This window comes from Sediminihabitans luteus (assembly GCF_002797595.1).
GTDB lineage: Bacteria > Actinomycetota > Actinomycetes > Actinomycetales > Cellulomonadaceae > Paraoerskovia > Paraoerskovia lutea.
The window spans coordinates 178371-202076 of the sequence record NZ_PGFE01000002.1; the positions used below are offsets into that span (position 1 = coordinate 178371).

The following is a 23706-nucleotide window of genomic DNA, read 5'->3' on the forward strand; positions in this document are numbered from 1 at the left end:
GGCGGGTGCCCGCCACCAGGCGACGTCCGCGCGAACGCCGAACGCGCCGTCCGTCACGCCCCTGCGGGGTTTTTGCGTGACGAACGACGCGTTCGGCGGTGGAGCGGGGTGCAGGGTCAGGCGCTCGCGCCGACCTCGCCGTCGGAGCCCGCGAGCTGCTGCGCCTCGTCGTCGGCCGACCAGGGCGCCACGCCGAGGCTCGGGACCATCTGGCCGAGCTGCGGGCGCCAGCCCTCGAAGTCGGTCGGGAAGCAGCGCTCGAGCAGGCCGACCATCGCGGAGACCGCGGTCGAGGCCCCCGGCGAGGCGCCGAGGAGGCCGGCGATCGAGCCGTCCGCCGCGGTGATGACCTCGGTGCCGAACTCCAGCACGCCGCCCTTGACCGGGTCCTTCTTGATCACCTGGACGCGCTGGCCCGCGATGATCTTCTCCCAGTCCTTGGGGTGCGCCTCGGGGAAGAACGCCTGCAGGGCCGTGAACTTGGTCTCGGGCCGCGCGACGAGCTGCCCCACGAGGTACTGGGTCAGGGGGATGTTCTTGAGACCGGCGCCGAGCATCGAGCCGATGTTGCCCGGCTTGATCGACGTGAACAGGTCGAGGAACGACCCCTTCTTGAGGTACTTGGAGTTGAACCCCGCGTAGGGGCCGAACATCAGGTACGTCTTGCCGTCGACGACGCGCGTGTCGAGGTGCGGCACCGACATGGGCGGCGAGCCGACGTCGGCCTTGCCGTACACCTTGGCCTGGTGCTGCGCGACGAGCTCAGGGTTCGAGGTGCGCAGGAACTCGCCCGAGATCGGGAAGCCGCCGTAGCCCTTGATCTCGGGGATGCCGGCCTTCTGCAGCAGCGGCAGCGCGCCGCCGCCCGCTCCCACGAAGACGAACTTCGCGTCGATCGTGCGGGCCGCCTCGCCCGCGTTCCACGAGACGTCCTTGACCTTGAGGCGCCAGCGGCCGTCCTTGCGCTTGGAGATGCTGCGCACCTCGTGCTGCAGCGCGAGCTCGGCGCCCTCGGTGGTGAGGAACTGCACGAGCTGACGCGTGAGCGACCCGAAGTCGACGTCGGTGCCCGACTCGGCGCGCGTCGCGGCGATCGGCTCGTCGGCGTCGCGACCCTCGACCAGGAGCGGGGCCCAGCCGCGGATGACCTCGGGGTCGTCCGAGAACTCGAGCTCGCTGAACAGGGGGTGCTGCACGAGCGCCGCGTGCCGGCGGCGCAGGTAGTCGACGTTCTCGGCGCCGCGCACGAACGTCATGTGCGGGGTGCGCGAGAGGAACGACTGCCCGGCGTCGAGGTGCCCGGCCGCGACCAGGTGGTGCCAGAACTCGCGCGAGGCCTCGAACTGCTCGTTGATCTTGATCGCCTTGGACGTGTCGATCGTGCCGTCCGCGAGCTCGGGCGTGTAGTTGAGCTCGCACAGCGCGGCGTGGCCGGTCCCGGCGTTGTTCCACGGGTTCGAGGACTCGAGCGCGACCGCGTCGAGGCGCTCGAAGATCGCGATCTTCCAGGACGGTTCGAGGATCTTGAGCATCGCGCCGAGCGTCGCCGACATGATGCCGCCACCCACGAGAGCGACGTCCACGGTCTCTTCGTTCGGCGTAGTAGGCATCCCCCTATCGTACGCTTGTGAAACTATGCACTTTTGTGATTCGCCTCACGCCGGTGGATCACACGAGTGCGTCACACCCAACGTCCTCGCTGGTCAGCGACCTGTCGGGTCACGCCCCGAGCATGCCGTCCTCGGCGTCGTCCGACGCCTCGCCCGACTGGACCTCCGTGCGGGACGTCGCGTCGACCATCACGTCGCGCCGTGCGACGACCCCCTCGAGGAAGGCCATGAACCGGGTGCTGCTCTCGCCGCGGGCGAACCCGAAGTAGTAGTCCCGGATGCTCGCCCGCTCCTCGACGCGCGGGTCACGCGTGAGGTTGAGCTCGAGCGTCTGCGCGAGCGAGCCGGCGGTCGACGCGTCGACGACGTCGACGGCTCGCGCGATCGGCGCCTCGGCGAGCAGGCGCTCGCGGTCCGACCTGCGGTCGGTCAGCAGGATCGGGACCTCTGCGCGCAGGTACAGGAAGTCCAGCCCGACCGACGAGATGTCCGTCACGAGGAGGTCGGTGGACTCGAAGAGCGCGAGGATGTCCTCCTCGAGCGGGGTCTCGTGCCGGTGGGGCCCCTCGGCGTTGGCGCGGGCGATCATCTCGAGGATCGCCGTGTGAGCCGAGACGATCTCCTCGTCGGTCGCGGTCAGGACGCGGGGGTGCGGCTTGTAGACCAGTCGGGTGTCGGGACGCGCCAGGATCGCGCGGACGATGTCGACCCCGAGCACGTCGACCGACGTGTAGTTGTTCGCGTCGTTCTCACCCGACCAGGTGGGTGCGTACAGGACGGTGCGGCACGGTGCGGGGCACGCGGGCAGCAGCGGCTGCAGGTCGAGGTCGAGCTGGGGGCGACCGCACTCGACGAGCCGCGTCAGGTCGAAGTCGACGAGGGCCGACGCGTGCCGGTCGATCGCCGCGCGTCCCGCGACGACCACGTGGTCGTACGCCTTCGCCTGGTTCGAGACCATCGAGATCTTGTCGGACTCGCCGTGGTTCACGTGGATGTGCGTCGCCTGGCGGTAGATCAGCGACTGGAAGTTCTTCATCCCGTTGTTGACGTACACGATCGCCTTGGGGTCGACCTGCTCGTACACGCCCATGAGCGAGTCGAGGGTCTTGACGAAGGCGACGGGAAGAGGCGTGACCGCGCGCAGCCGCTTCGTCATGGCCCAGCTGCGCGTCACGACGAGGACGGGCAACGTCTCGGCGACCTGCTCCAGCACGGGCAGCCACTGCCGCAGCTGGTAGCCGCGGACGGGAGGCTCGGCGAAGTACGCGACGATCGGGAACGCACCGCGCGCCAACTCGTCGGGCGCCGGGGAGAACGGAGGCACGGGCTCGATGCCCAGCAGGCGGCGGCGGATCAGCTTCTTGACCGAGGACCCGCCCCGCATGAGGGCGTCACCCGTCGCCTTGCGCGCGCGCGTGGTCATCACCTGCAGGGTCGACGGCTCGACCTCGGCGTCGTCGGTCGGGAGCGGGGCGTTCATCGGGAGGCCTTCCTCGTGCGCAGGCTCAGGTTGCCCTGAGCGGTCACGTACCAGCTGTCGCGTGCGGAGTCGTGGGGGGACAGCGACTGCGCCAGGTCGTCCCCGGCGCGGACGCGACGCCGGTCACCGAGGTGCTCGCCCACGGTGTACACGGTGTAGACGTCGACGACCTCGCCCGCGGGCAAGGTCGCGAGCGCGGTCGGGTCGATCTCGACCGTCGCGGATCGGCCGTCGAGCGCGAAAGGCGTCGAGACGGCTTCCGTGCCACCACGGACCGCGAGGACGAGCTCGCTGCGGTCGAACTCCGCGTCGTCGGGCAGCTCGAGAACCAGCGTCGTCGATCCCGAACGCTCACCGGTCACGGTCGTCGCCGTCGCGATCGCGTCGACCCGTGCCTCGACCTCGCAGTTGCGGTCGATCGCCTCGATCGTGCCCTCGCGCAACGCGCGCGAGCGGGCCTGCCCGCGCGGGGGAAGCAACGCGTCGAGCTCCGGCCGCACGTGCGGGAGGACGAAGTCGTGATGGGCCGTGATCCACTGCTCGCGCGATCGCGTCGAGTAGCGCGCCCACCGTGCGGGACCGTAGATCTTGAGCCCCTTGCGACGGTAGAGGTCCGTCACGATGCGATCCGCACGGTCCGGGTCGGGGTCGAGGGCGCGGATGATCCGGGACATCTCGCCGATCGACCACGCGTAGCCCGCGGGCTCGAGGCGGCTCTGCGTGATGTTCCCGGCGTCCTCGCGGCTACGGACGAAGTAGAAGTCGTAGTCGGCGCGGAACGAGACGCGTCGGGCGAGGTAGTACGACCGCGCGACCATCATCCCGTCCTCGAGGCGCACCTTCTCGAGCGGGAACCCGATCTTGTGCGCGCGCAGGAACTCGCGCCGGAAGAGCTTGCAGGGCGAGAGCGTGCGGAAGCACTTCTCGAGATCGGCGTCGACCTGGTTCGAGCGGTACACGTCCGGGACGAAGCGCCCGTTGAGGCTGACCATGCGCGGGACGACCACGTCGGAGCCGTGGTCGTCCGCGAAGAGCACGAGGCGGCGCATGGCCTCGGGGGCGACGACGTCGTCGGCGTCGCAGTAGAAGACGTACCGACCCGTCGCGAGCTCGGTCCCGCGGTTGCGCGGGATCCCGGGCCAGCCGCAGTTCTCCTGGTGCACGACGCGCAGCGCCGGGAAGCGCTTCGCGTACTCGTCGAGCACTGCGCCGCTGCCGTCCGTCGAGCCGTCGTCGATCGCGATGACCTCGTAGAGGTCAGGGTCGATGTCCTGGTCCCGGAGCGAGTCGAGCAGCGGCTCCAGGTACTCCCCGGCGTTGTACACCGGGACGACGACCGTCACGGCCACGCCCAGGTCCGGGTCCGGCTGACGCGGGCGACGCTGCGCGGGGGCGGTGTCGTCGGCGCGGTGCCGCAGCGGGCGCGTCACCCGTGCGGCGACCCGCCGCAATGACGCGCTCACAGCGGGAGCACCTTGGCGAGCCGCTCGCGGTGCCGCTCGATGCCGGTCGGGGGGACCCACCGGCTGTTGACGAAGTCGGCGATCGCGGTCGCCGATCTCGTCGGGATCGACGACATCGCGAAGGACTGCTGACGCCCCGGGGAGTAGATCGAGTTGTAGTCCCGGAACTTGTACTCGCCGCCCATGAGGCGGTCCGAGAACTTGAGGTGGACGCTCGGCACGCCGACGGAGTCGGCGACGATGATCCCGTGCAGGCTCGACGAGAGCAGCACGTCGCAGCTCGCGATCTCGTTGACGACCTCCTCGGGCGTCCACGTGACCTCGATGCGTCGCACCTGCGAACCCAGCGCGATCAGGGCGTCGACGTTCGGGTCGGCCGCGTCCTGGTAGTGCGGCAGCACGCCGACCGTGAAGCGCTTGCGCGGCGGACGTCGCAGCAGCTGGTCGGCGAGGATGCCGGGGTCGCCGAGCGCGACGTCGTCCGCGAGGGTCGAGCGGACCCGGGTGCGCGTGAGCTGCCCGCGCACCGCGACGGCCGGGAGCGTGAGCGGACGCGCGTTCTCGCGCGGCGGGTTGATCAGGCCGGATCCCCAGAACACGGGCATCTGCTTGCGCTTGGTCCGGGTGAGCTGCTGGATCACGGACCCGGCGGCCACGAGCTCGCAGGTCTCCGCGCTCGCCCAGCGGACGCGCCGACCCGTGAGCGCCTCGATGATCGGCCCCGAGATCTCGTCGCCGAAGTTGAGGCGGTGGGGGTACTTCCAGCGCCACCAGTAGAGGTCGACCGGAGCCTTGCGGTCAGCCACGGGCGCTGTCCCCTCGGGCGGCACGGAGACGGCGCGCGAGGCCCGCGAGCGGGCGGCGCACCGGCTCGGGCAGCCAGTCGAGCCTGCGGCGGGGCGGCGTCGGGCTCGACGTCGTCGAGAGCAGGATCGCGATGCCGTCGCAGCGCGCCCGGCTCGACCCGGCCCGGACGTCGATCGTGGCGATCTGGTCGAGCGGCAGGATCGTGTCGGTCTCGCCCTCGCGCGCGAAGAGGCGGAGCTCGAGCTTCTTGCCGGTCGGGCGGGGGAGCCGCACCTCGTGGAGGGCCACGCCCACGCGCAGCGTCGGCAGGTGACGCGGGGCGTGACGCGCGCCGTCGGGGGCCGCCGCGGCGTGCAGGGTCAGGTTCCCGAACGTCTCGGCGTCGCACGAGACGAGGGCCACCGGGTCTCCGGCGGCGTCGTGCGTCAGGCCGACGACCAGGGCAGGGGAAGGAACGGGCGGACCCGTGATGTCGCTGATGATCAGACTCCCACTCGTGAGGCGTGCGGGCGTCGCCGCCCCTGGAGCGCACCTTATCGGGTGATGCGCCGGCCTCCCAAGATCGTCCGTGCGGGCGGCCGGGGCGTGCGTGCGGCGCGAGGATCGCGGCCACGACCTACCGTGAGCACGTGACTCCCGTCCAGCGACGCGTGCTCGTCGTCGCGATCCTCGCGTCGTTCGTGTCGTTCCTCGACGGCACCGTCGTCAACGTCGCGCTGCCCGCGATCGCCGACGAGCTCGCCGGCACGGGCGACGCCCTCGCGCTGCAGCAGTGGGTCGTCGACGCCTACCTGATCACGCTCGGCGCGCTCATCCTCGTCGCCGGGTCGGTCTCGGACGTCCACGGACGCCGCCGCGTGCTGTGGTGGGGCCTCGTCGGGTTCGGGCTCGCGTCGGTGCTGTGCGCGCTCGCTCCGACGGGCATCGTGCTCGTCGTCGCGCGCGGCCTGCAGGGCGTCGCGGGCGCGCTGCTCGTCCCGAGCTCGCTCGCGATGATCATCTCGACGTTCACCGGACCCCGGCAGGGCCGGGCCATCGGGACGTGGACGGCGTGGACCGGCACCGCGATGATCGTCGGCCCGCTCGTCGGAGGCCTCCTGGTCGACACGGTCGGGTGGCGCTGGGTGTTCGGCATCAACGTCGCGCCGATCGCGCTGACCCTCTGGTTGCTGCGGGGCGTCGCGCCCGACGGCGCCGGCGCGGGCCGCCGCATCGACGTGCGCGGCGCCGTGCTCGCCGCCGTCGGGCTCGCGGGGCCCGTGTTCGCGCTCATCGAGAGCGAGCGGTGGGGGTGGGGGAGCCCGGTCGTGCTCGCGCCGCTCGTGGTCGGGATCGCCGCCTCGGTCGCGTTCGTCGCGTGGGAGCGGCGCGCACCCGACCCGATGCTCCCGCTGCGCCTGTTCGCGGTGCGCAACTTCGCGGTCGGCAACGTCGCGACCGCCGCGGTCTACGGAGCGCTCGCGTTCGGGTCGTTCGCGGTCACGCTGTTCGTCCAGCAGGTCGCGGGCTACTCCGCGACCGCGGCCGGCCTCGCGCTGCTGCCCGTGACGGTCCTCATGCTGCTGCTCTCGGGCCGGTTCGGGGCGCTCGCCGGCACGCACGGCCCCCGCTGGTTCATGGGGATCGGCCCGATCGTGGCCGGTGTCGGGTACCTGCTCATGCTCGGCACCACGGCCGACGCCGACTACTGGACGCAGCTCCTGCCGGGCGTCGTCGTGTTCGGGCTCGGGCTGTCCGCGACCGTCGCGCCGCTGACCGCCGCGATCCTCGGGTCGATCCCGAGCGGCGACGCGGGCATCGGCTCGGCCGTGAACAACGCCGTCTCGCGCATCGCCGGCCTCGTGACCGTCGCCCTCGCGGGCATCGTCATGGGGTCGACGCTCGACGTCGACGGGTTCCACCGGGGGCTCTGGCTCACGGCCGCGCTCCTGGTCGTGGGCGGCCTCGTGAGCTGCGTCGGGATCAGCGACGCCCAGGTCGACGACGCGACGTCCGCCGCGGCGTCCGACACCTGACGACGGGCCCGGACCTGTGGTCAGGCCCGGGCCGCGGACGCCGGTCAGCGGGCCCGGGCCACCTTCTCGACGTCCCACACGGGCTCGGGGGTCTCGACGACGTGGCCGTCGGCGCCGAACACGAAGAACCGGTCGAACCCGCGGGCGAACCAGCGGTCGTGGGTGACCGTCACGACGGTGCCGTCGAAGCCCGCGAGCCCGTCCTCGAGCGCCTCGGCGGAGTGCAGGTCGAGGTTGTCGGTCGGCTCGTCGAGCAGCAGCAGGGTCGCGCCGCCGAGCTCGAGCAGCAGGATCTGCATGCGCGCCTGCTGCCCGCCCGAGAGCGTCTCGTACCGCTGCTCGGCCTGCGACACGAGGCCGTAGCGGTCGAGGGCCTTGGAGGCCTGCTCGCGTCCCATGCCGGAGCGGTGCCCCTCGCCGCGGTGCAGGATGTCGAGCAGCGTGCGGCCCTCGAGCTCGGCGTGCCCGTGGTTCTGCGCGAACCAGCCGGGGCGCACGCGCGAGCCGAGCGCGGCCCGCCCGGTGTGCTCGACGGGCGCGATCTCGGGCGACCCCTCGGCGGGCTCGTGCTCGCGGTCCGGGTCGGAGCCGCCGCGCGCCAGCAGGCGCATGAAGTGGCTCTTGCCCGACCCGTTCGAGCCGAGCACCGCGACGCGCTCGCCGTAGAACAGCTCGAGGTCGAACGGCTGCATGAGGCCCGTGAGGCCCAGCCCGTCGCACGTGACCGCCCGCTTGGCGGTGCGACCGCCCGCGAGCCGTACGCGCACGTTCTGCTCGTGCGAGAACTGCGGCGGCGGCCCGACCTCCTCGAACTTGCGCAGGCGCGTCTGCGCGGCCGAGTACCGGCTCGAGAGCCCGTCGTTGAACGCGGCCTTGTTCTTGAGCGTGTTGACGAGGTCCTTGAGCTTGGCGTGCTCCTCGTCCCAGCGCCGCAGCATCTCCTCCTGCCGTTCGCGCCGCTTCTCGCGCGCGTCGGCGTAGCTCGCGAACCCGCCGCCGTGCACCCAGATGCTCGCGCCGTTCGCGCCGGGCTCGAGCGTCGCGACGTGCGTCGCGGTGTTCGCGAGCAGCTCGCGGTCGTGCGAGACGTAGAGCACGGTCTTGGGGGAGGCGACGAGCTCGGCCTCGAGCCACCGCTTGGTCGGCACGTCGAGCGCGTTGTCGGGCTCGTCGAGCAGCAGCACCTCGTCGGGACCGCGCAGCAGCGAGGTGAGGATGAGCCGCTTGCGCTCGCCGCCCGAGAGCGTGCGCATCTCGCGCCACTGCGCCTGCTCGAACTCGATGCCGAGCACCTCGGTCGTGACCTTGTCCCACGCGAGCTCGGCGTCGTACCCGCCGACGTCGGCCCAGTCGACGATCGCCTGCGCGTAGCGCATCTGCGCGGGCTCGTCGTCGACCTCCATGATGTCGTGCTCGGCCTCGGCGAGCTCCTTCGCGGCGGCCCGGATCGTGGGCGAGGAGACCTCCACGAGGGCCTCGCGCACGGTCGTCGGGTCGTCGGCGCGCACCACGACCTGGCGCATGACGCCGAGGCCGCCCGTGACGGTCACCGCGCCGCGGTGCGGTGCGAGGTCGCCCGTGACGATGCGCAGCAGCGTCGTCTTGCCCGCGCCGTTGGGGCCGATCAGGGCCGTGCGCGTGCCCGTGGGGACGCGCAGCGAGACGCCGTCCAGGAGCGTGCGCCCGTCGGAGAGCTCGTAGCCGATCTCGCTGATGTCGATGTGACCCATGCGGGCAATGATCCCCGACGCGGACGGCCGCCCGGTACCTGAATACCGGACGGTGACCGTCAGACCCGCACGACGACCTTGCCGCGCACGTGACCGGTCGCGCTGAGCTCCTGCGCCCTGGCCGCGTCGGCCAGGTCGAAGACCTCGGCGACGTGGACCGCGACCTTGCCGTCGTCGATCAGCGTGCCGAGCGCCGTGAGGTCCTCGGACGACGGGCGCACCCACGCGTAGATCCCGCCGAGCTCGCGCACGGCCGGGTCGGCGATCGAGACCGCGGTGCCGCCGTCCGCCAGCACGTCGGGCGTCGAGGCGAGCGCGTCCCCGCCCACGTAGTCGAGGACGACGTCCACGCCGTCGGGGGCGATCGCGCGCACCCGCCCGGCCAGGCCCTCGCCGTACGTGACGGGCTCGGCGCCGAGCGAGCGCACGAACTCGTGGTTCGACTCCGAGGCGGTCCCGATCACGCGGGCGCCGCGTGCCGCGGCGATCTGCACCGCGAACGACCCGACCCCGCCGGCCGCGGCGTGCACCAGGACCGTCTGGCCCTCGCGCAGCCCCGAGCGCTCGATGGTCTGGTAGGCCGTGAGGCCCGTCAGCGGGACGGCCGCGGCCTCCTCGAACGTCAACGACGCAGGCTTCGCGGCGAGCGTCCGCACGGGCGCCGCGACGTACTCGGCGAACGTGCCGCCCTGCAGCAGGTCCTTGCGCACGTACCCGTAGACCTCGTCGCCGACCGAGAGCTCGGGGGTGTCGAAGCCCACCTGCTCGACGACGCCCGCGACGTCCCAGCCGGGGATCGCGGGGAACCGGATGTCGAGCACCGGGTCGAGGTACCCCGCCTGGACCTTCCAGTCGACCGGGTTGACGCTCGTCGCGCGCACGCGGACCAGCACGGAGTCGGGACCGACCTTGGGCATCGGCTGGTCGGTGAGCTCGAGGACGTCGGGGCCGCCGTAGCGGGAGTAGGTGATTGCTCGCATGTCAGCGGCAACCCCGACGGGTTGCCCTGCATTCCGGCGCACCGATCCGCCGCGGCGTCCCGCACGACGCTCAGAACTGCGACACGTCCATGAAGAACGGTTCCCAGTGGTGGCCGTCCGGGTCGGCGAACCCGCCCTCGTACATCGGCCCGTCCAGACCGGTCTCCTTGGTCGCGGTGCCCCCGGCGGCGAGCGCCTTCGCGACGATCGCGTCGACCTCGTCGGTCGAGTCGAACGAGAGCGCGTACAGCGCCCCGACGGTCCCCTCGGCCGGGCGCGGCGCGGGGGTGAACGACGCGAAGAAGTCGTGCGTGAGCAGCATCGCGTAGACCGTGTCCGAGAGCACGACGCACGCCGCGTTCTCGTCCGTGAACTGCGGGTTGATCGTGAACCCGAGCGCCTCGTAGAAGGCCTTCGACGCGTCGAGGTCCCGCACGGGAAGGTTGACGAAGATCTGCAGGGCCATGACGTCCTCCGGTCGTCGGTGCGCCGCGGCGAGGTCGCGGAGCGCGTTCACGGGTTCAGACGCCTCGCGCGGGCCGAACTCATCGGTCGGGATCCGACCCATCCGTTGCCCCGAGCACTCCGAACCCTGGACGTGGCACCGAGATTCGGGACGCCACCGAAGGAGGGGAACGACCATGAAGGCACGCACCCGCGCCGCGCTCGCGGCACCCGCACTGACGCTCGCGGCGATGTTCGCCGTCGCCGGCCCTGCCGCGGCCGACACCGGCACCGCCCAGGGCGACCTCACGCCCGTCCCGCTCAACGGGGTCGACGGATCCGGCACCGCGATGGTCTGGGTCGACGGCACGACCCTCACGGTCCAGGTCGAGGCGACCGGACTGCTGGCGGGCAGCCCGCACGCCGCGCACATCCACTACGGCGCCGACGCGCGCAACCAGTGCCCGACGGCCGCCGACGACGCCGACGGCTCGGGCACCATCACGACGTCCGAGGGCGTGCCCTCGTACGGCACCGTCCAGGTCTCGCTCACGACGTCGGGCGACACGTCGCCCGACTCGGCGCTCGCGGTCGACCGGTTCGACACCGCGGAGGGCGGGAAGATCACCTACGAGCGTGGCGAGATCGAGGTCTCCCAGGACCTCGCCGACGACATCCTCGCGGGTGACGCGGCCGTCGTCGTGCACGGCGTCGACTACGACGGCTCGGGCGCCTACGACGGGGACGCGAAGTCCGACCTCGACCCGTCGCTGCCCGCCGAGGCGACCGACCCCGCGCTGTGCGGGATCGTCACGGCCTCGCAGATGACCGACATGCCGACCGGCGGCGTCCAGACCGGCAGCGGTGGCACGCAGGGCACCGAGAACCTCGGCCTCCTGGTCGCCGGTGGGGCCGCGCTCGCCGTGGGTGGCGGGCTCCTCGGCGCCGGCGTCGTGAGCCGTCGTCGCACGCACCGCACGGACGCCTGATGTCGGACGACGCCCGGCCCGCCGAGGCCGGTACCGCACCGGGCCGGCGGGCCTGGCGTCGTCGTCCGGTCGTGCTCGTGACCGCGGTCGCCCTGCTCCTGGGCGGGGGGACCGCGGTCACGGTCGCGGTCGCGGGCCAGGAGCCCGCACCGCCGCAGGTGTCGGACGCCGCGGGGTCGGGTCGGTCCGCCGGGCCGGGCGTGACCTCGTCACCAGGGGTCACCCCGGTGCCCGGCATGACCCCTGTGCCTGGCATGACCTCGTCGCCCGGTACGAACCCGGCGCCCAGCGAGACCCCCGAGCCGGTGGCGCCCGCGCCCGAGCCGCTGCCCGTCCGCGTCGAGATCCCGTCGATCGGGGTCTCGTCGGAGCTGCTCCACCTGGGCCTGAACGACGACGGCACGGTCGAGGTGCCGGCCGGCGCCGACATCGACCGGGCGGCATGGTTCGACGGCTCGCCACGCCCAGGCGCCGTCGGGCCCGCGGTGATCGAGGGGCACGTCGACAGCCCGAACGGCGAGTCGGTGTTCTACGACCTCGCGGCCGTCGAGCCGGGCGCACGCGTCACGGTCGAGCGGGCTGACGGCAGCACGGCCGAGTTCGTCGTCGACCGCGTCGAGTCGTACCCCAAGGACGAGTTCCCGACGCTCGCCGTGTACGGCAACACCGACGGCCCCGAGCTGAGGGTCATCACCTGCGGCGGGTCGTGGGACCCGTCCGTCGGTCACTACCGCGACAACACGGTCGTGTTCGCGCACCTGAGCTGATCAGCGATCGGGCAGCGGTGGCTTCGCCGACTCAGGAGCCGTCGCCCCCGTCACCGTCAGGGGGGACGTACTCGTAGCGCAGGTCGTGCGTGACGGAGGCGATGTGTCCGAAGTCCCGGTCCGCGGTCAGGACCGTCGCGTCGTTCAGCAGCGCGTAGGCGGCGATGAGGATGTCGATCGCACCGGCTGCGCGGAACAGCCCGCCTTCCCACAGGCCCTGCTGGATGTCGAGGACGAGTGCCTCGTCCGGGTGGTGGTCGAGGGGGAACCCGAGCCCGATGGCCTCCCGGTACGCCGCGTAGCGTCCGGCGGGCGCGGAGTGGCAGAACTCCAGGACCTGCGGGGGACAGGTCACGAAGTAGTCGGCGGGACTTCGACGGATCTGCTCGATGCGGGCGGTGGCCAGCGGCGACCGCAGCACGACGCGTGCCCACACGGAGTTGTCGACGAGGTACGCAGTCATCAGGGTGTCGGTGCAGCTCCGGGAGCCTTCGGCTCATGGGGGTGGCCGACGGTCGCCGACCCGAGGCCCTCGGGCAGGTCGGACAGTGCAGCGATGGCGTCGACCATCGCGGTCTTGCTCTCGTGAGCGATCAGGCGGCGAAGCGCGAGATCCACGACGTCCTTGTTGGATCGTGCGTGAGTCAGCGCGCGGGCACGCGCAAGGCGTTCGGGGTCGATCGAGATGCTGGTGATCGCCATGGTGTCTCACCTCCGGTGATATATAGGCGACTATATATCACCGGGCGAAGTCCGCTCACTCGACGCGCACCTCGGCCGGCGACTTGTCCGGCCGCCACCCCCGCCACACCGCGTGCCGCAGGCTCCCGACGCCCGGCTCGCCGCCCGTCCAGTCCGAGTGCAGCACCTCGACGACGTGCTTCGGGGTGACCCACCGGGCGTCGGCGGCGTCGGCCGCGGGGACGCCGTCCGCGGGCGAGGTCCTGCGCTCGATCGAGCCCAGCCGTGCGACGACGTCGGTGCGCTCGCGGTCCGTGAAGCCCGAGCCCACGCGACCGACGTACCGCAGCCCGCCGTCGTCCGGCACCGCGAGCAGGAGCGAGCCCAGCAGGTGGGAGCGTGCGCCGTGCCCCGGCCGCCACCCGACCACGACCGCCTCCTGCGCGCGCACGTGCTTGACCTTGAGCCACGAGCGCGACCGGCGGCCCGCGACGTACGTCGAGTCGAGGCGCTTGGCCACGACCCCCTCGAGCCGGAACCGGCGGCTCAGGCCCAGGGCGTCGTCGAACGCGTCGAGCGCGGGCGGCACCTCGACGCCCGCCGGCGGGTCGGCCAGCACCTCGGCGAGCCGCGCACGACGCACCTCGTACGGCTCGTGCGCGAGCGACCGCCCGTCGGCCTCGAGCAGGTCGAACACCATGTAGACCACGGGCACGCGCTCGCGCGCGGCCGCGACGTCGCGCGTGCCGCTCAGGTGCATGCGCTCCTGCAGGCGCCGGAAGCTCGGCCGGCCCTGCGTGTCGAGCGCGACGACCTCGCCGTCGAGCACCACGGGGTCGGACGGCGCGAGCCCGGCCAGCGCCGCGAGCTCGGGGTACGTCGCGGTCGTGTCCGCCCCCGAGCGACCCTGCACGCGCACGCCCTCGGGCGTGACCCGCGCGATCGTGCGGACCCCGTCCCACTTCATCTCGAACGCCCACCGGCCGTCGTCGGTGGACGACCGCGCGAGGGTCTCGCTCGCGGGGTGCGCGAGCATCGGCCGCCACGTCCGGGGGCTCTCGATCGGCGCGGGCGGCGGTGGGTCGGGCGCGGGGGCGGTCTCGACACCGCCGGGCTGGTCCTTCATCCGGTGGATCAGCCACGAGCCCTCGTCCTGCCCGTGCGTGCGGATCAGCGCGAGCCGCCGGTCGCCGTGCTGCTCGCCGTGCAGCACCACGATGACCTCCTCGCCCTCGCGCCACTTCTCGAGCTCGTACGTGCCCGCGTCCCAGATGCTCACCTCGCCCGCGCCGTACTCGCCCGCAGGGATCGTCCCCTCGAACGCTCCGTACGCGAGCGGGTGGTCCTCGGTCTGCACCGCGAGGTGGTTGCGCCCCGGGTCGGTCGGCTCGCCACGCGGCAGCGCCCAGCTCACCAGCACGCCGTCGTGCTCGAGCCGGAAGTCCCAGTGCAGCCGCCGGGCGTGGTGCTCCTGGATCACGAAGCTCGTGCCGGACGACGTCGCCGCGGGCTCGGCGGGCACCGGCTCGGGGGTCCTGCCCGGGTCGCGCATCGACCGGTACGTCGCGAGCCGGTCCGTGCCCGGCGCGGCCTCGAACGTCGCCATCCGGGCGGGCGTCGGCTCGAGCGCGGCCAGGTGACCCCGGGCCAGCGGCGCCAGGAGGTCGCCGTCCGCCTCGAGGCGCGCGACGACGTCCGCCATCTCGAGCTGCGCCAGACCGGGGGAGTCGAGCTCGTCCCAGGTCCGGGGCGCCGCGACCCACGGGCGCTCGCGGCCGCGCGGCGAGTACGGCGCGATCGTGGTCTTGGCGCCGTTGTTCTGCGACCAGTCGACGAGCACCTTGCCCGTGCGCAGGGACTTCTTCATGTCGCTCACGACGAGGTCGGGGTGGTCGGCCTCGAGCGCGCGGGCGAGCTCGTGCGCGACGTCCGCGACCGTGCCGGCGTCGTGCGCGCCGTCGAGCGGGGCGTACAGGTGCAGCCCCTTGGACCCGCTCGTGACGGGCAGCGGGTCGAGGCCCATGCCCGTCAGCAGCGTGCGCGCCCAGCGCGCGACCTCGGCGCACTCCGGCAGGCCGACCCCCGGGCCGGGGTCGAGGTCGAGCACGAGGCGGTCCGGCGCGAGGTGCACCCCGGTGCGGCCGAACCGCCACTGCGGCACGTGGATCTCGAGCGAGGCGGTCTGCCCGAGCCACACGAGCGTCGGCAGGTCGCCGACGATCGCGTACTCGGTCGTGCGGCTGCGGTGCTCGATCGGGCGGCGGCGCACCCAGTCGGGCGTGCCCGCGTCGAGGTTCTTCTGGAAGAACACCTGCCCCTCGACCCCGTCGGGCCAGCGCTTGCGCGTCACGGGCCGTTCGGTCGCGTGCACGAGCAGCGCCGGGGCGACCGCGGTCAGGTAGGCGATCACGTCGGCCTTGGTCGTGCCTGTCGCCGGGTACAGCACCTTGTCGAGGTGCGAGACGCGCACGCGCCGGCCGTCCACCAGGACGGTCTGAGCGGGGGCGGCGGCCATGGTGCCATGGTGCGTCGTGCCGGGGCGCGGCGCAGCAGGGCAGGGTTCGTCCAGGGGCGCCCCGTACCCTGGACGGGTGAGAGACGAACGACCGGCCGCCCCGCACGACGCGGCCGAGACGGCCCGCGTGGTCCACGAGATGCGCCGCATGCTCATGACGTACCGGTTCGGCATGGACGAGCTCATGACCAAGATCACGGTGCTGCGCGACGAGTTCCGGGCCATCCACGACGACAGCCCGATCGAGCACATCGGCTCGCGCCTGAAGTCCCTCGAGTCGATCGTGGCCAAGGCCCAGCGCAAGGGCATCGCGCTCACCCCGGGCGCGCTGCGCGCGCAGATGTTCGACATCGCGGGCGTGCGCATCACGTGCGGGTTCGTCTCGGACATCCGCAAGGTGCGCGAGATGCTCGTCGGGCAGGCCGACCTGACGGTGCTCGAGGAGCGTGACTACATCGCGCACCCCAAGGAGAACGGCTACAAGTCGTTGCACCTGATCGTCCAGGTCCCCGTGTTCCTCTCGGACCGCGTGGAGGACGTCACGGTCGAGATCCAGATCCGGACGATCGCGATGGACTTCTGGGCCAGCCTCGAGCACAAGATCCAGTACAAGTTCGACCACGAGGTGCCGGACCGCCTCGTGACCGAGCTGCGTCTCGCGGCGGACGTCGCCTCGCAGCTCGACCGGTCGATGGAGCGCATCCACGACGAGGTCGTCGAGCACGCGAGGCTCGACGACCTCGCGCACGGCGTGACGGCGCCGGTGACGTCCGCGCTGCCGCCCACGGTGCTCGAGGCGCTGCTGCGCTCGACCGTCGCGGCGCAGGACCACGCGACCGAGGGATAGCCGCCGCACAGCCGGGACACACCGTCCCCTCTGGCCGGAACCAGGCTTTGGGGTCACCATGGCGGAATGAGGGCGATCTGGAAGGGCGCGATCACGTTCGGGCTCGTCAACGTGCCCGTCAAGGTCTACAGCGCGACCGAGGACCACGACGTCCCGCTGCACCAGGTCCACGACGCGGACGGCGGGCGCATCCGGTACCAGCGTCGCTGCGAGGTGTGCGGCGAGGTCGTCCCGTTCGAGCACATCGACAAGGCGTTCGACGACGGCGACCGCACGGTCGTGCTGACCAAGGACGACCTCGGGGCGCTCCCCGCGGAGCGCAACCGCGAGATCGAGGTCGTGGAGTTCGTGCCCAGCGAGCAGATCGACGTGCTGCTCCTCGACCGCGCCTATTACCTCGAGCCCGACTCGGCGTCGAACAAGGCGTACGTGCTCATGCGCCGCACGCTCGAGGAGACCGAGCGGACCGCGATCGTCCGGTTCGCGCTGCGGCAGCGGACGCGACTCGCCGCGCTGCGCGTGCGCGACGACGTCCTCGTGCTCCAGACACTACTGTGGGGTGACGAAGTCCGGGATGCTTCTTTTCCCGCGCTTGACGAACCGGCGAAGGTTACCGACAAGGAGCTTGCGATGTCCGCCCAGCTGGTGTCGACCTACGAGTCGGACTTCACGCCCGACGAGTTCGCCGACGACTACCAGGTGCAGTTGCGCGAGCTCATCGCCGCGAAGATCGAGCAGGGCGACGCGCTCGACACCGCGGCGACCTTCGGCGAGCCGGCGGGGAGCGAGGAGGGGGCCGAGGTCGTCGACCTCATGGAGGCGCTGCGCCGGAGCGTCGAGTCGTCGCGGTCGGGGGGCGCCGGCGGGTCCGGCAAGTCCGGCGGGTCCCGCAAGGCCGGCAAGGCTGGAAAGACCGGCGGGTCCGGCAAGGCCGGCAAGGCTGGCGCGGCGGGAAAGGCAGGCCGGTCGGGCAAGGCTGGGAGCGGCACCACGGCCGGATCCGGGAGGAAGAAGTCGTCAGCATGACGTCGTGCTGCCAGGACCACCGTGCGAGGGGCTTTTTCACTGGGGGCCGCTCGGGCGGGGACCGCATCTGATGCGGGAGGTACGGAGGGCGTCGGTCGCTGTGGGAGCGGCCGACGCCCTCCTCATGTCGTGACGCGCGCGTCGGGCCGGGCTCGTCGGGCCGGGCTCGTCCGTGCGTCAGGGGCCGCGCTCGGCCGCGCGTGCGGCGCGCATCTCCTCGACGAGCACGAGCAGCTCGTCGACGCGGGCGTCCTTGCGGCGGCGTGAGCGCGAGTCCGCGTCCCAGTCGCCGGTGCGCGACGCCTCGAGGTAGAGGCCGTCGCCCATGAGCACGACCGCGCGGGCGACGACGGGGTCGCCCACGGCGTCGAGCACCTCGCGGTGCCACCCCTCGTGCGCGGTGTCGAGCGCGGCGCGCGCCTGCGGGTAGGTGTCCTGCGGCAGCCGGGTCACCGCGACGTAGACGCGGTCGAAGTCGGTGTCGGACTGCGCGGAGGTTCGAAGGAAGTGGTCGACCGGGCCTTCGGGTGCGGCGTGCATGTCGAGCACGTCGGCCGCGGCGAGCTCGACGAGTCGTTCGAGCAGGCCGTCGACGAGCGCCTGCTTGGACGCGAAGTGGTAGAGCAGCCCGCCCTTGGAGACGCCGGCCTGCGCGGCGACGGCCTCGATGGTCGCGGCGCGCTCGCCCTGGGTCACGAGGATCGTCGCGAAGGCGTCGAGGACCTTGTCGCGGGCGACGGGAGCAGGAGGCACGGCACCGACCCTATCCGTTCGCGGACCGCGGGGTGATGCTCGCCACGACGGCCGCCGATCCCTGTCACTGTACCGACTGGACGGTGTACAGTACCAAATCGTTACTGTACCGACCAGACGGTCCGATCCCGAGAGAGGGTGACCCCATGACCACGTTCATGCCCGTGAACGAGACCACGACTCCGCAGGCGCCCTCCGGGACGTCCGCCGCCCGACGCTGGATCGCGCTCGGGGTGCTCATGCTTCCCGTCCTGCTCGCGTCGATCGACAACACCGTCCTGACGTTCGCGCTGCCGCAGATCTCGCGCGACCTCGCCCCGACGAGCACGCAGCTGCTCTGGATCGTCGACGTCTACCCGCTCGTGCTCGCCGCGCTGCTCGTGCCCATGGGCTCGCTCGCGGACCGCCTGGGGCGCCGCCGTCTGCTCCTGGTCGGCGCGGTCGGGTTCGGCGTCATGAGCGTGGTCGCCGCGATGTCCACGAGCGCCGAGGCCCTGATCGCCGCCCGCGTCGGTCTGGGCGTGTTCGGCGCGATGCTCATGCCCTCGACGCTCTCGCTGCTGCGCAACATCTTCACGGACCGCGACGAGCGCCGGCTCGCGATCGCGATCTGGGCGTCCGGGTTCGCGGCGGGGGCCGCGCTCGGCCCGATCGTCGGCGGCCTGCTGCTCGAGCACTTCTGGTGGGGCTCGGTGTTCCTGCTCGCGGTGCCCGTGCTGCTCGCGCTGCTCGTGCTCGCCCCGGTGTTCGTGCCCGAGTCGCGCGACCCCGAGCCCGGCCCGGTCGACGTCGTCTCGATCCTGCTGGCCGTCGCGACCATGGCGCCCGTGGTGTTCGGCATCAAGGCGATCGCCAAGGGCGAGCCCCTGGTCGCGTGCCTCGGCGCCATGGCCGTCGGCGTGCTCGCCGGCACCTGGTTCGTGCGTCGCCAGCTGCACCGCGCCAAGCCCATGCTCGACGTCCGGCTCTTCCGGATCCCCGCGTTCACCGGCAGCGTGCTGATCAACCTGCTGTCGATCCTCAGCTACGTCGGCTTCCTGTTCTTCGCCTCGCAGGACCTCCAGCTCGTGATCGGGCTCAGCCCGAGCCAGGCGGGTCTGGCGCTGCTGCCGGGCCTCGTGGTCATGATCGTCGCGGGACTGCTCGTGGTCCGCGTCGTGCGGGTCGTGCCGCCGTCGCGCGTCGTCGCGGTCGCGCTCCTGCTCTCGGCGACGGCCTACGCCGTGGTCGCGCTGACGGGCGGGTCGGGCGGCCTGTGGTCGCTCGTCGCCGCGTTCGTGGTGCTCTCGGCCGGGATCGGCGCGGCCGAGACCCTCTCGAACGACCTCGTCGTCTCCTCGGCCCCGCCGCGGCAGGCCGGGGCGGCGTCCGCGATCTCCGAGACCGCCTACGAGGTGGGCGCGGTACTCGGCACGGCAGTCCTGGGCAGCATCCTCACGGCGTCGTACGCGGCGAACCTCGTGGTGCCGGACGCCGTCCCCGCGGCCGACGCCGTGACCGCGACCGAGACCCTCGGCGGGGCCGCGCGCGTCGCCGAGTCCCTGCCGCCGACGCAGGCGCAGGCGCTCCTGGACTCCGCGCACGCGGCGTTCGGCAGCGGCGTCGTCTTCACCGCGAGCATCGGGGTCGTCACCATGATCGGCGCCGCGGTCATGGCGCTCGTGCTGCTGCGCCGCGCCGACGCGTGACGCCGCACTGACGCGTGACGCCGCACTGACGCGTGACGCCGCACCGACGCGCGGGCCGGCGGGCGAGGCCTGCCGTGTGAGGTCGGCCTCGCTCGTCGTGTCGCGCTCGCGTGGCCCGGCGCGGTGCACAAGGGTGGGCGGGTGACCAGAACCCGCCGCATCCCGAGCCGCTGGGTCCGCTGGACCCTGGCGTCCGTCGCCGCCCTCGTCGTGTGCGGCGCCTTCGGCCTGACCACGGCGAACGCCGAGCTGAGCCTCGGCCCGCACGAGGCGCGCTACGAGGTCACGACCGACGACCTCGTCACGGTGGACTTCGGCCCGCTCGGGACCCTGCAGATCGACTCGCCCGTGCCGTTCGGGCTCGGTGCCGACGTGACCGTCAAGGAGATCCCCGCCGAGCTGCGCGAGGTCGACGAGTCGGCGACCCTCGACGCGCTGCAGGGCGACGCGCAGAGCTACCTGCAGTTCTTCAGCACGCCCGAGAGCACGATCGAGCGGGCGGTGCGGGCGCTGGTCAAGGACGCGCTCGTGCGCACGCTCGTCGCGCTCGTGGTCGTCGCGGGCGCCGTCGCGGGCGTCGCCCTGCTCATGGGGAGCGCGCGCCGGCGCGAGGTCTCGGCGGTCCTGGCGCCGCGTACCTGGGAGGTCACGGCCGGCGTCGTCGTGCTGGGCCTGGTCACGGGAACGCTGACGTCGGGCGTCGTGCGGCACGACCCGGACGGCGAGCCGTCCGCCGTGTTCGCCGGGACGGCGCTCGAGGGCGCCCGGATCACGGGGCGTCTCGCGGGGGTCATCGACACCTACGGCGGCAAGCTGCTCGACACGTACCGCGACAACGAGGACTTCTACGCCGACGCGGACGCGTCGCTCGACGAGGCCTGGAGCGAGCGGCTCGCGCAGCAGGAGTCGTTCGACCTGCGCGCGTCGGTCGGCCTCGAGGGGCCCGCGGCGCTGCAGGACGCGCTCTACCGCGGCGAGATCGTGACGATGGTCGTGATCTCGGACCTGCACTGCAACATGAGCATGGCGCCGCTGATCACCACGACGGTCGAGCGCTCGGGGGCGAGCGTGGTGCTCAACGCGGGCGACACGACCATGAACGGCACGTCGGTCGAGGACGCGTGCGTGACCGCCTTCGCGGGGGCCGCGCCCGACGGCGTGACGACCGTCGTCGCGGACGGCAACCACGACTCGGTCACGACGTCCGAGCAGGAGCGCAAGGCTGGCGACACGGTGCTCGACGGCGAGGTCGTCGAGGTCGAGGGCGTGCGGATCCTCGGGGACCGGGACGCGCTCGAGACGCGCGTCGCGCAGGGGTCGAAGGTCGCCGACACGGAGACGCCGGACGAGCAGGCCGCGCGCCTGGCGACCACGGCGTGCGACGCGCGCGACGGCGTGGACCTGCTCCTGGTGCACAACCCGCGCGTGGGTGACGCGGCGCTCGAGTCGGGCTGCGTGCCGTTCCAGGTCTCCGGGCACTACCACCGGCGCGTCGACCCGGTGCAGGTGGGCGACGGGATCCAGTACGTGAGCTCGTCGACGGCCGGCGCGACGCTCAACGAGCCGACGGTCGGGCCGCTGCACGGGACCGCGGAGATGACCGTGCTGCGGTTCGACACCGAGGCGCGCGAGATCGTCGACTACCAGGTGGTGTCTGTCGACCCGGGCGGCACCGCGACGGTGGGGGAGCGGATCGCGGTCCCCGCCGTCGTCCCGACGACGCCGCCGTACGCCCTCACCCCGACCGACGGACCGACCGCGCAGGCGAGCGGATCGACCGTGAGCCCGTCCGGGACCACCTCACGGTCCGGGCGGACGTCGCCCGCGCCGTCCGCCACCCCGGTGGACTAGGGTGGCCGCCGTGCTCGAGCCCGCCGATCTGACGCCCGTCGCCCAGGACTACCTCAAGGTCGTGTGGTCGGCGCAGGAGTGGTCCGACGAGCCCGTCACGACCAAGCTCCTCGCCGAGCGGCTCGGGGTCGGGGCCTCCACGGTCTCCGAGACCGTGCGGCGCCTCGGTGCGCAGGGTCTGCTCGACCACGCGCGCTACGGCGCGATCAGCCTGACCGACCTCGGGCGCGCGCACGCGGTGTCGATGGTGCGCCGGCACCGGCTCATCGAGACGTTCCTGGTCTCGCAGCTCGGGTACTCGTGGGACGAGGTGCACGACGAGGCCGAGGTGCTCGAGCACGCGGTCTCGGACCTCTGGGTCGAGCGGGTCGACGCGGTGCTCGGGCACCCCACGCGCGACCCGCACGGCGACCCGATCCCCGCGCCCGACGGCACGGTCCGGCGCCTCGACGCGAGCCTGCTCGCGGACGCCCCCGCGAGATCGCGCGGGGCGGTCGCCCGGATCTCGGACGCCGACCCCGAGATGCTGCGCTACCTCGCCGAGCTCGGCATCGACCTCGACGTCGTGGTCGAAGTCGTCGAGCGCCGCGACTTCGCGGGCACCATGACCGTGACGTGGGGCGGTGGCACCACGGGGGCCGGCGGGCCCGTCGAGCTCGGGCTGCGCGCGGCGTCGGTCATCTGGGTCGTTCCCGTACCCGCGCCCGCGCCCTGACAGGTCCGCCCGCCCGGGCTAGGATCGGCGATGTTCCTCGTTCTGTCGCCGGTGCTGCCGACCGAACCCTCGAAACGATTCGACAAGGTGGCGCATGCGCACCCGCACCTCGGCCACGACCGCGCTGCTCGCACTCGCGATCGGTGGCTTCACGATCGGCACGACCGAGTTCGCGACCATGGGTCTGCTGCCCGACGTCGCGTCCGGCCTCGGCGTGTCCGTGCCCGCGGCGGGCCACACGATCTCCGCGTACGCACTCGGCGTCGTCGTCGGCGCGCCGCTCCTGACCGTGCTCGCCGCGCGCGTGCCGCGCAAGCGGCTCCTGGTGTGGCTCATGGTCGCCTACACGATCGGCAACGTGCTCTCGGCCGCCGCGCCCTCGCTCGGGTGGCTCGTCGCGGGCCGGTTCCTCGCGGGGCTCCCGCACGGCGCGTTCTTCGGCGTCGGGGCGGTGGTCGGCACCGCGGTCGTGGGTGCGGCGCGTCGAGGGCACGCGGTCGCGATCATGATGGCCGGGCTCACGGTCGCCAACGTCGTCGGCGTGCCGCTGTCCACGTTCGTGGGCCAGCAGCTCGGCTGGCGCGCCGCGTTCGTCGTGATCGGGGCGCTCGGCGTCGTGACCGTCGCGGCCCTGTGGCTGTGGGTGCCCGCCGGCGCGGGGGACCAGGACTCGAGCGTGCGTCGCGAGCTCGGCGCGCTGCGCAACACCCGGCTCTGGGTCGCGTTCGGCGGTGCCGCGATCGGGTTCGGCGGGATGTTCGCGGTCTACACCTACGTCGCCGAGACGGTCACCAAGGTCTCGGGCGCGAGCACGGGGGCCGTCCCGCTCGTCCTCGCGCTGTTCGGCGTCGGCATGACGGTCGGCACGCTCGGCGGCGGTCGGCTCGTGGACCGCGACGTGTACCGCACGGTCGTGCTCGGGCTCGTCTCGACGCTCGTCGTGCTCGTCGCCCTCGCGCTCGTCGCGGAGTCGCTCGTGCCCACGCTCGTCGCGCTGTTCCTGCTCGGGGCGACCTCGCAGGTGCTCGGCATCGCGCTCCAGGCGAGACTCATGGACCTGTCGCCCGCCGCGCCGTCGCTCGGCGCGGCGCTGTGCCACTCGGCGCTCAACGTCGGCAACGCGAACGGCGCGTTCGTCGGCGGTCTCGTGATCGCGGCGGGCTGGGGGTACCCGGCGACCGCGTGGGCCGGGGCCGCGCTGACCGTCGTCGGCCTCGTCGTGCTCGTCGCCCTCGGACGCCGCGGGGCACCTGCCGTCCGCGAACCGGGCAAGGACGTCGCCGACCGGGCCGTGGAAGACCCAGCAGACCTCCAGACTGCGCCGCTACCCTGACCGCGCGCGCAG

At 72.7% G+C, this 23706-nt stretch carries 21 protein-coding genes; 9 read left to right on the forward strand and 12 right to left on the reverse strand.

Going from position 1 to position 23706, the window contains the following annotated elements; translation table 11 throughout:
• Positions 1 to 116: 116 nt before the first annotated feature.
• The 5 genes from mqo to CLV28_RS06860 all read right to left on the reverse strand — a co-directional run bounded on the left by mqo (position 117) and on the right by CLV28_RS06860 (position 5762).
• Positions 117 to 1610, reverse strand: coding sequence for a malate dehydrogenase (quinone) (gene mqo / locus CLV28_RS06840; RefSeq protein ID WP_100422582.1), 1494 nt, complete (start codon positions 1608 to 1610; stop codon positions 117 to 119).
• A gap of 109 nt (positions 1611 to 1719) precedes the next feature.
• Positions 1720 to 3090: a CDP-glycerol glycerophosphotransferase family protein gene (locus tag CLV28_RS06845; RefSeq protein ID WP_100422583.1), complete on the reverse strand. Its 1371-nt coding sequence runs from the start codon at positions 3088 to 3090 to the stop codon at positions 1720 to 1722.
• Positions 3087 to 4553, reverse strand: coding sequence for a glycosyltransferase family 2 protein (locus CLV28_RS06850; protein ID WP_157802550.1), 1467 nt, complete (start codon positions 4551 to 4553; stop codon positions 3087 to 3089). The genes CLV28_RS06845 and CLV28_RS06850 overlap by 4 nt, the downstream gene beginning before the upstream one ends.
• The gene (locus tag CLV28_RS06855) at positions 4550 to 5359 is read right to left on the reverse strand and encodes a polysaccharide pyruvyl transferase family protein (RefSeq protein WP_100422585.1); all 810 of its coding nucleotides are present in this window, start codon (positions 5357 to 5359) and stop codon (positions 4550 to 4552) included. Before CLV28_RS06855 ends, CLV28_RS06850 begins: the two co-directional genes overlap by 4 nt.
• Complete coding sequence (locus CLV28_RS06860) at positions 5352 to 5762, reverse strand: hypothetical protein (RefSeq protein ID WP_100422586.1); 411 nt, start codon at positions 5760 to 5762, stop codon at positions 5352 to 5354. The genes CLV28_RS06855 and CLV28_RS06860 overlap by 8 nt, the downstream gene beginning before the upstream one ends.
• 227 nt (positions 5763 to 5989) lie before the next feature.
• On the opposite strand from CLV28_RS06860, the gene CLV28_RS06865 reads away from it, so the two are divergent.
• A complete protein-coding gene (locus tag CLV28_RS06865; protein WP_100422587.1) occupies positions 5990 to 7375 on the forward strand; it encodes an MFS transporter in 1386 nt (461 codons plus the stop codon).
• Between the two features lie 44 nt (positions 7376 to 7419).
• Here CLV28_RS06865 and CLV28_RS06870 read toward each other — a convergent pair whose 3' ends face one another.
• The 3 genes from CLV28_RS06870 to CLV28_RS06880 form a co-directional block, all read right to left on the reverse strand.
• Positions 7420 to 9105 (reverse strand): ABC-F family ATP-binding cassette domain-containing protein, encoded by a 1686-nt coding sequence (locus tag CLV28_RS06870; protein ID WP_100422588.1) that lies wholly within the window; start codon positions 9103 to 9105, stop codon positions 7420 to 7422.
• Positions 9106 to 9164: 59 nt separating this feature from the next.
• Positions 9165 to 10085, reverse strand: coding sequence for an NADP-dependent oxidoreductase (locus CLV28_RS06875; RefSeq protein WP_100422589.1), 921 nt, complete (start codon positions 10083 to 10085; stop codon positions 9165 to 9167).
• A gap of 70 nt (positions 10086 to 10155) precedes the next feature.
• Entirely contained in the window at positions 10156 to 10602 is a 447-nt protein-coding gene (locus CLV28_RS06880) for a VOC family protein (protein WP_239073097.1), read from the reverse strand.
• Positions 10603 to 10726: 124 nt separating this feature from the next.
• Here CLV28_RS06880 and CLV28_RS15480 point away from each other — a divergent pair, with 124 nt between their 5' ends.
• Together CLV28_RS15480 and CLV28_RS06890 are read left to right on the forward strand one after the other, a co-directional pair.
• Complete coding sequence (locus CLV28_RS15480) at positions 10727 to 11518, forward strand: CHRD domain-containing protein (RefSeq protein WP_157802551.1); 792 nt, start codon at positions 10727 to 10729, stop codon at positions 11516 to 11518.
• Positions 11518 to 12285 carry a class F sortase gene (locus tag CLV28_RS06890; protein WP_100423058.1) on the forward strand — a complete coding sequence of 256 codons (768 nt, stop codon included), beginning with the start codon at positions 11518 to 11520 and terminating at the stop codon, positions 12283 to 12285. Before CLV28_RS15480 ends, CLV28_RS06890 begins: the two co-directional genes overlap by 1 nt.
• 31 nt (positions 12286 to 12316) lie before the next feature.
• On the opposite strand, the gene CLV28_RS06895 is transcribed toward CLV28_RS06890, so the two are convergent.
• From CLV28_RS06895 to CLV28_RS06905, 3 genes are read right to left on the reverse strand one after another with little or no spacing between them, the layout of a single operon-like run.
• The gene (locus tag CLV28_RS06895; protein WP_100422591.1) at positions 12317 to 12748 is read right to left on the reverse strand and encodes a PIN domain-containing protein; all 432 of its coding nucleotides are present in this window, start codon (positions 12746 to 12748) and stop codon (positions 12317 to 12319) included.
• Positions 12748 to 12987, reverse strand: coding sequence for a type II toxin-antitoxin system VapB family antitoxin (locus CLV28_RS06900; RefSeq protein ID WP_100422592.1), 240 nt, complete (start codon positions 12985 to 12987; stop codon positions 12748 to 12750). The genes CLV28_RS06895 and CLV28_RS06900 overlap by 1 nt, the downstream gene beginning before the upstream one ends.
• Before the next feature lie 55 nt (positions 12988 to 13042).
• Positions 13043 to 15481, reverse strand: a complete 2439-nt coding sequence (locus tag CLV28_RS06905) for an ATP-dependent DNA ligase (protein WP_100422593.1) — start codon at positions 15479 to 15481, stop codon at positions 13043 to 13045.
• 76 nt (positions 15482 to 15557) lie between these two features.
• Here CLV28_RS06905 and CLV28_RS06910 point away from each other — a divergent pair, with 76 nt between their 5' ends.
• On the forward strand, positions 15558 to 16328 hold the full coding sequence (locus tag CLV28_RS06910; protein WP_239073096.1) for a GTP pyrophosphokinase: 771 nt from the start codon (positions 15558 to 15560) through the stop codon (positions 16326 to 16328).
• A 66-nt stretch (positions 16329 to 16394) separates the two neighbouring features.
• On the forward strand, positions 16395 to 17354 hold the full coding sequence (gene ku, locus CLV28_RS06915; RefSeq protein WP_100422594.1) for a non-homologous end joining protein Ku: 960 nt from the start codon (positions 16395 to 16397) through the stop codon (positions 17352 to 17354).
• Between the two features lie 177 nt (positions 17355 to 17531).
• Here ku and CLV28_RS06920 read toward each other — a convergent pair whose 3' ends face one another.
• A complete protein-coding gene (locus CLV28_RS06920; protein WP_100422595.1) occupies positions 17532 to 18107 on the reverse strand; it encodes a TetR/AcrR family transcriptional regulator in 576 nt (191 codons plus the stop codon).
• A 146-nt stretch (positions 18108 to 18253) separates the two neighbouring features.
• Here CLV28_RS06920 and CLV28_RS06925 point away from each other — a divergent pair, with 146 nt between their 5' ends.
• The 4 genes from CLV28_RS06925 to CLV28_RS06940 all read left to right on the forward strand — a co-directional run bounded on the left by CLV28_RS06925 (position 18254) and on the right by CLV28_RS06940 (position 23694).
• A complete protein-coding gene (locus tag CLV28_RS06925) occupies positions 18254 to 19795 on the forward strand; it encodes an MFS transporter (RefSeq protein ID WP_373314237.1) in 1542 nt (513 codons plus the stop codon).
• Positions 19796 to 19936: 141 nt separating this feature from the next.
• Positions 19937 to 21646 carry a metallophosphoesterase family protein gene (locus CLV28_RS06930; protein WP_157802552.1) on the forward strand — a complete coding sequence of 570 codons (1710 nt, stop codon included), beginning with the start codon at positions 19937 to 19939 and terminating at the stop codon, positions 21644 to 21646.
• Positions 21647 to 21656: 10 nt separating this feature from the next.
• The gene (locus CLV28_RS06935) at positions 21657 to 22361 is read left to right on the forward strand and encodes a metal-dependent transcriptional regulator (RefSeq protein WP_275405026.1); all 705 of its coding nucleotides are present in this window, start codon (positions 21657 to 21659) and stop codon (positions 22359 to 22361) included.
• 94 nt (positions 22362 to 22455) lie between these two features.
• On the forward strand, positions 22456 to 23694 hold the full coding sequence (locus tag CLV28_RS06940; RefSeq protein WP_100422597.1) for an MFS transporter: 1239 nt from the start codon (positions 22456 to 22458) through the stop codon (positions 23692 to 23694).
• Positions 23695 to 23706 lie beyond the last annotated feature (12 nt).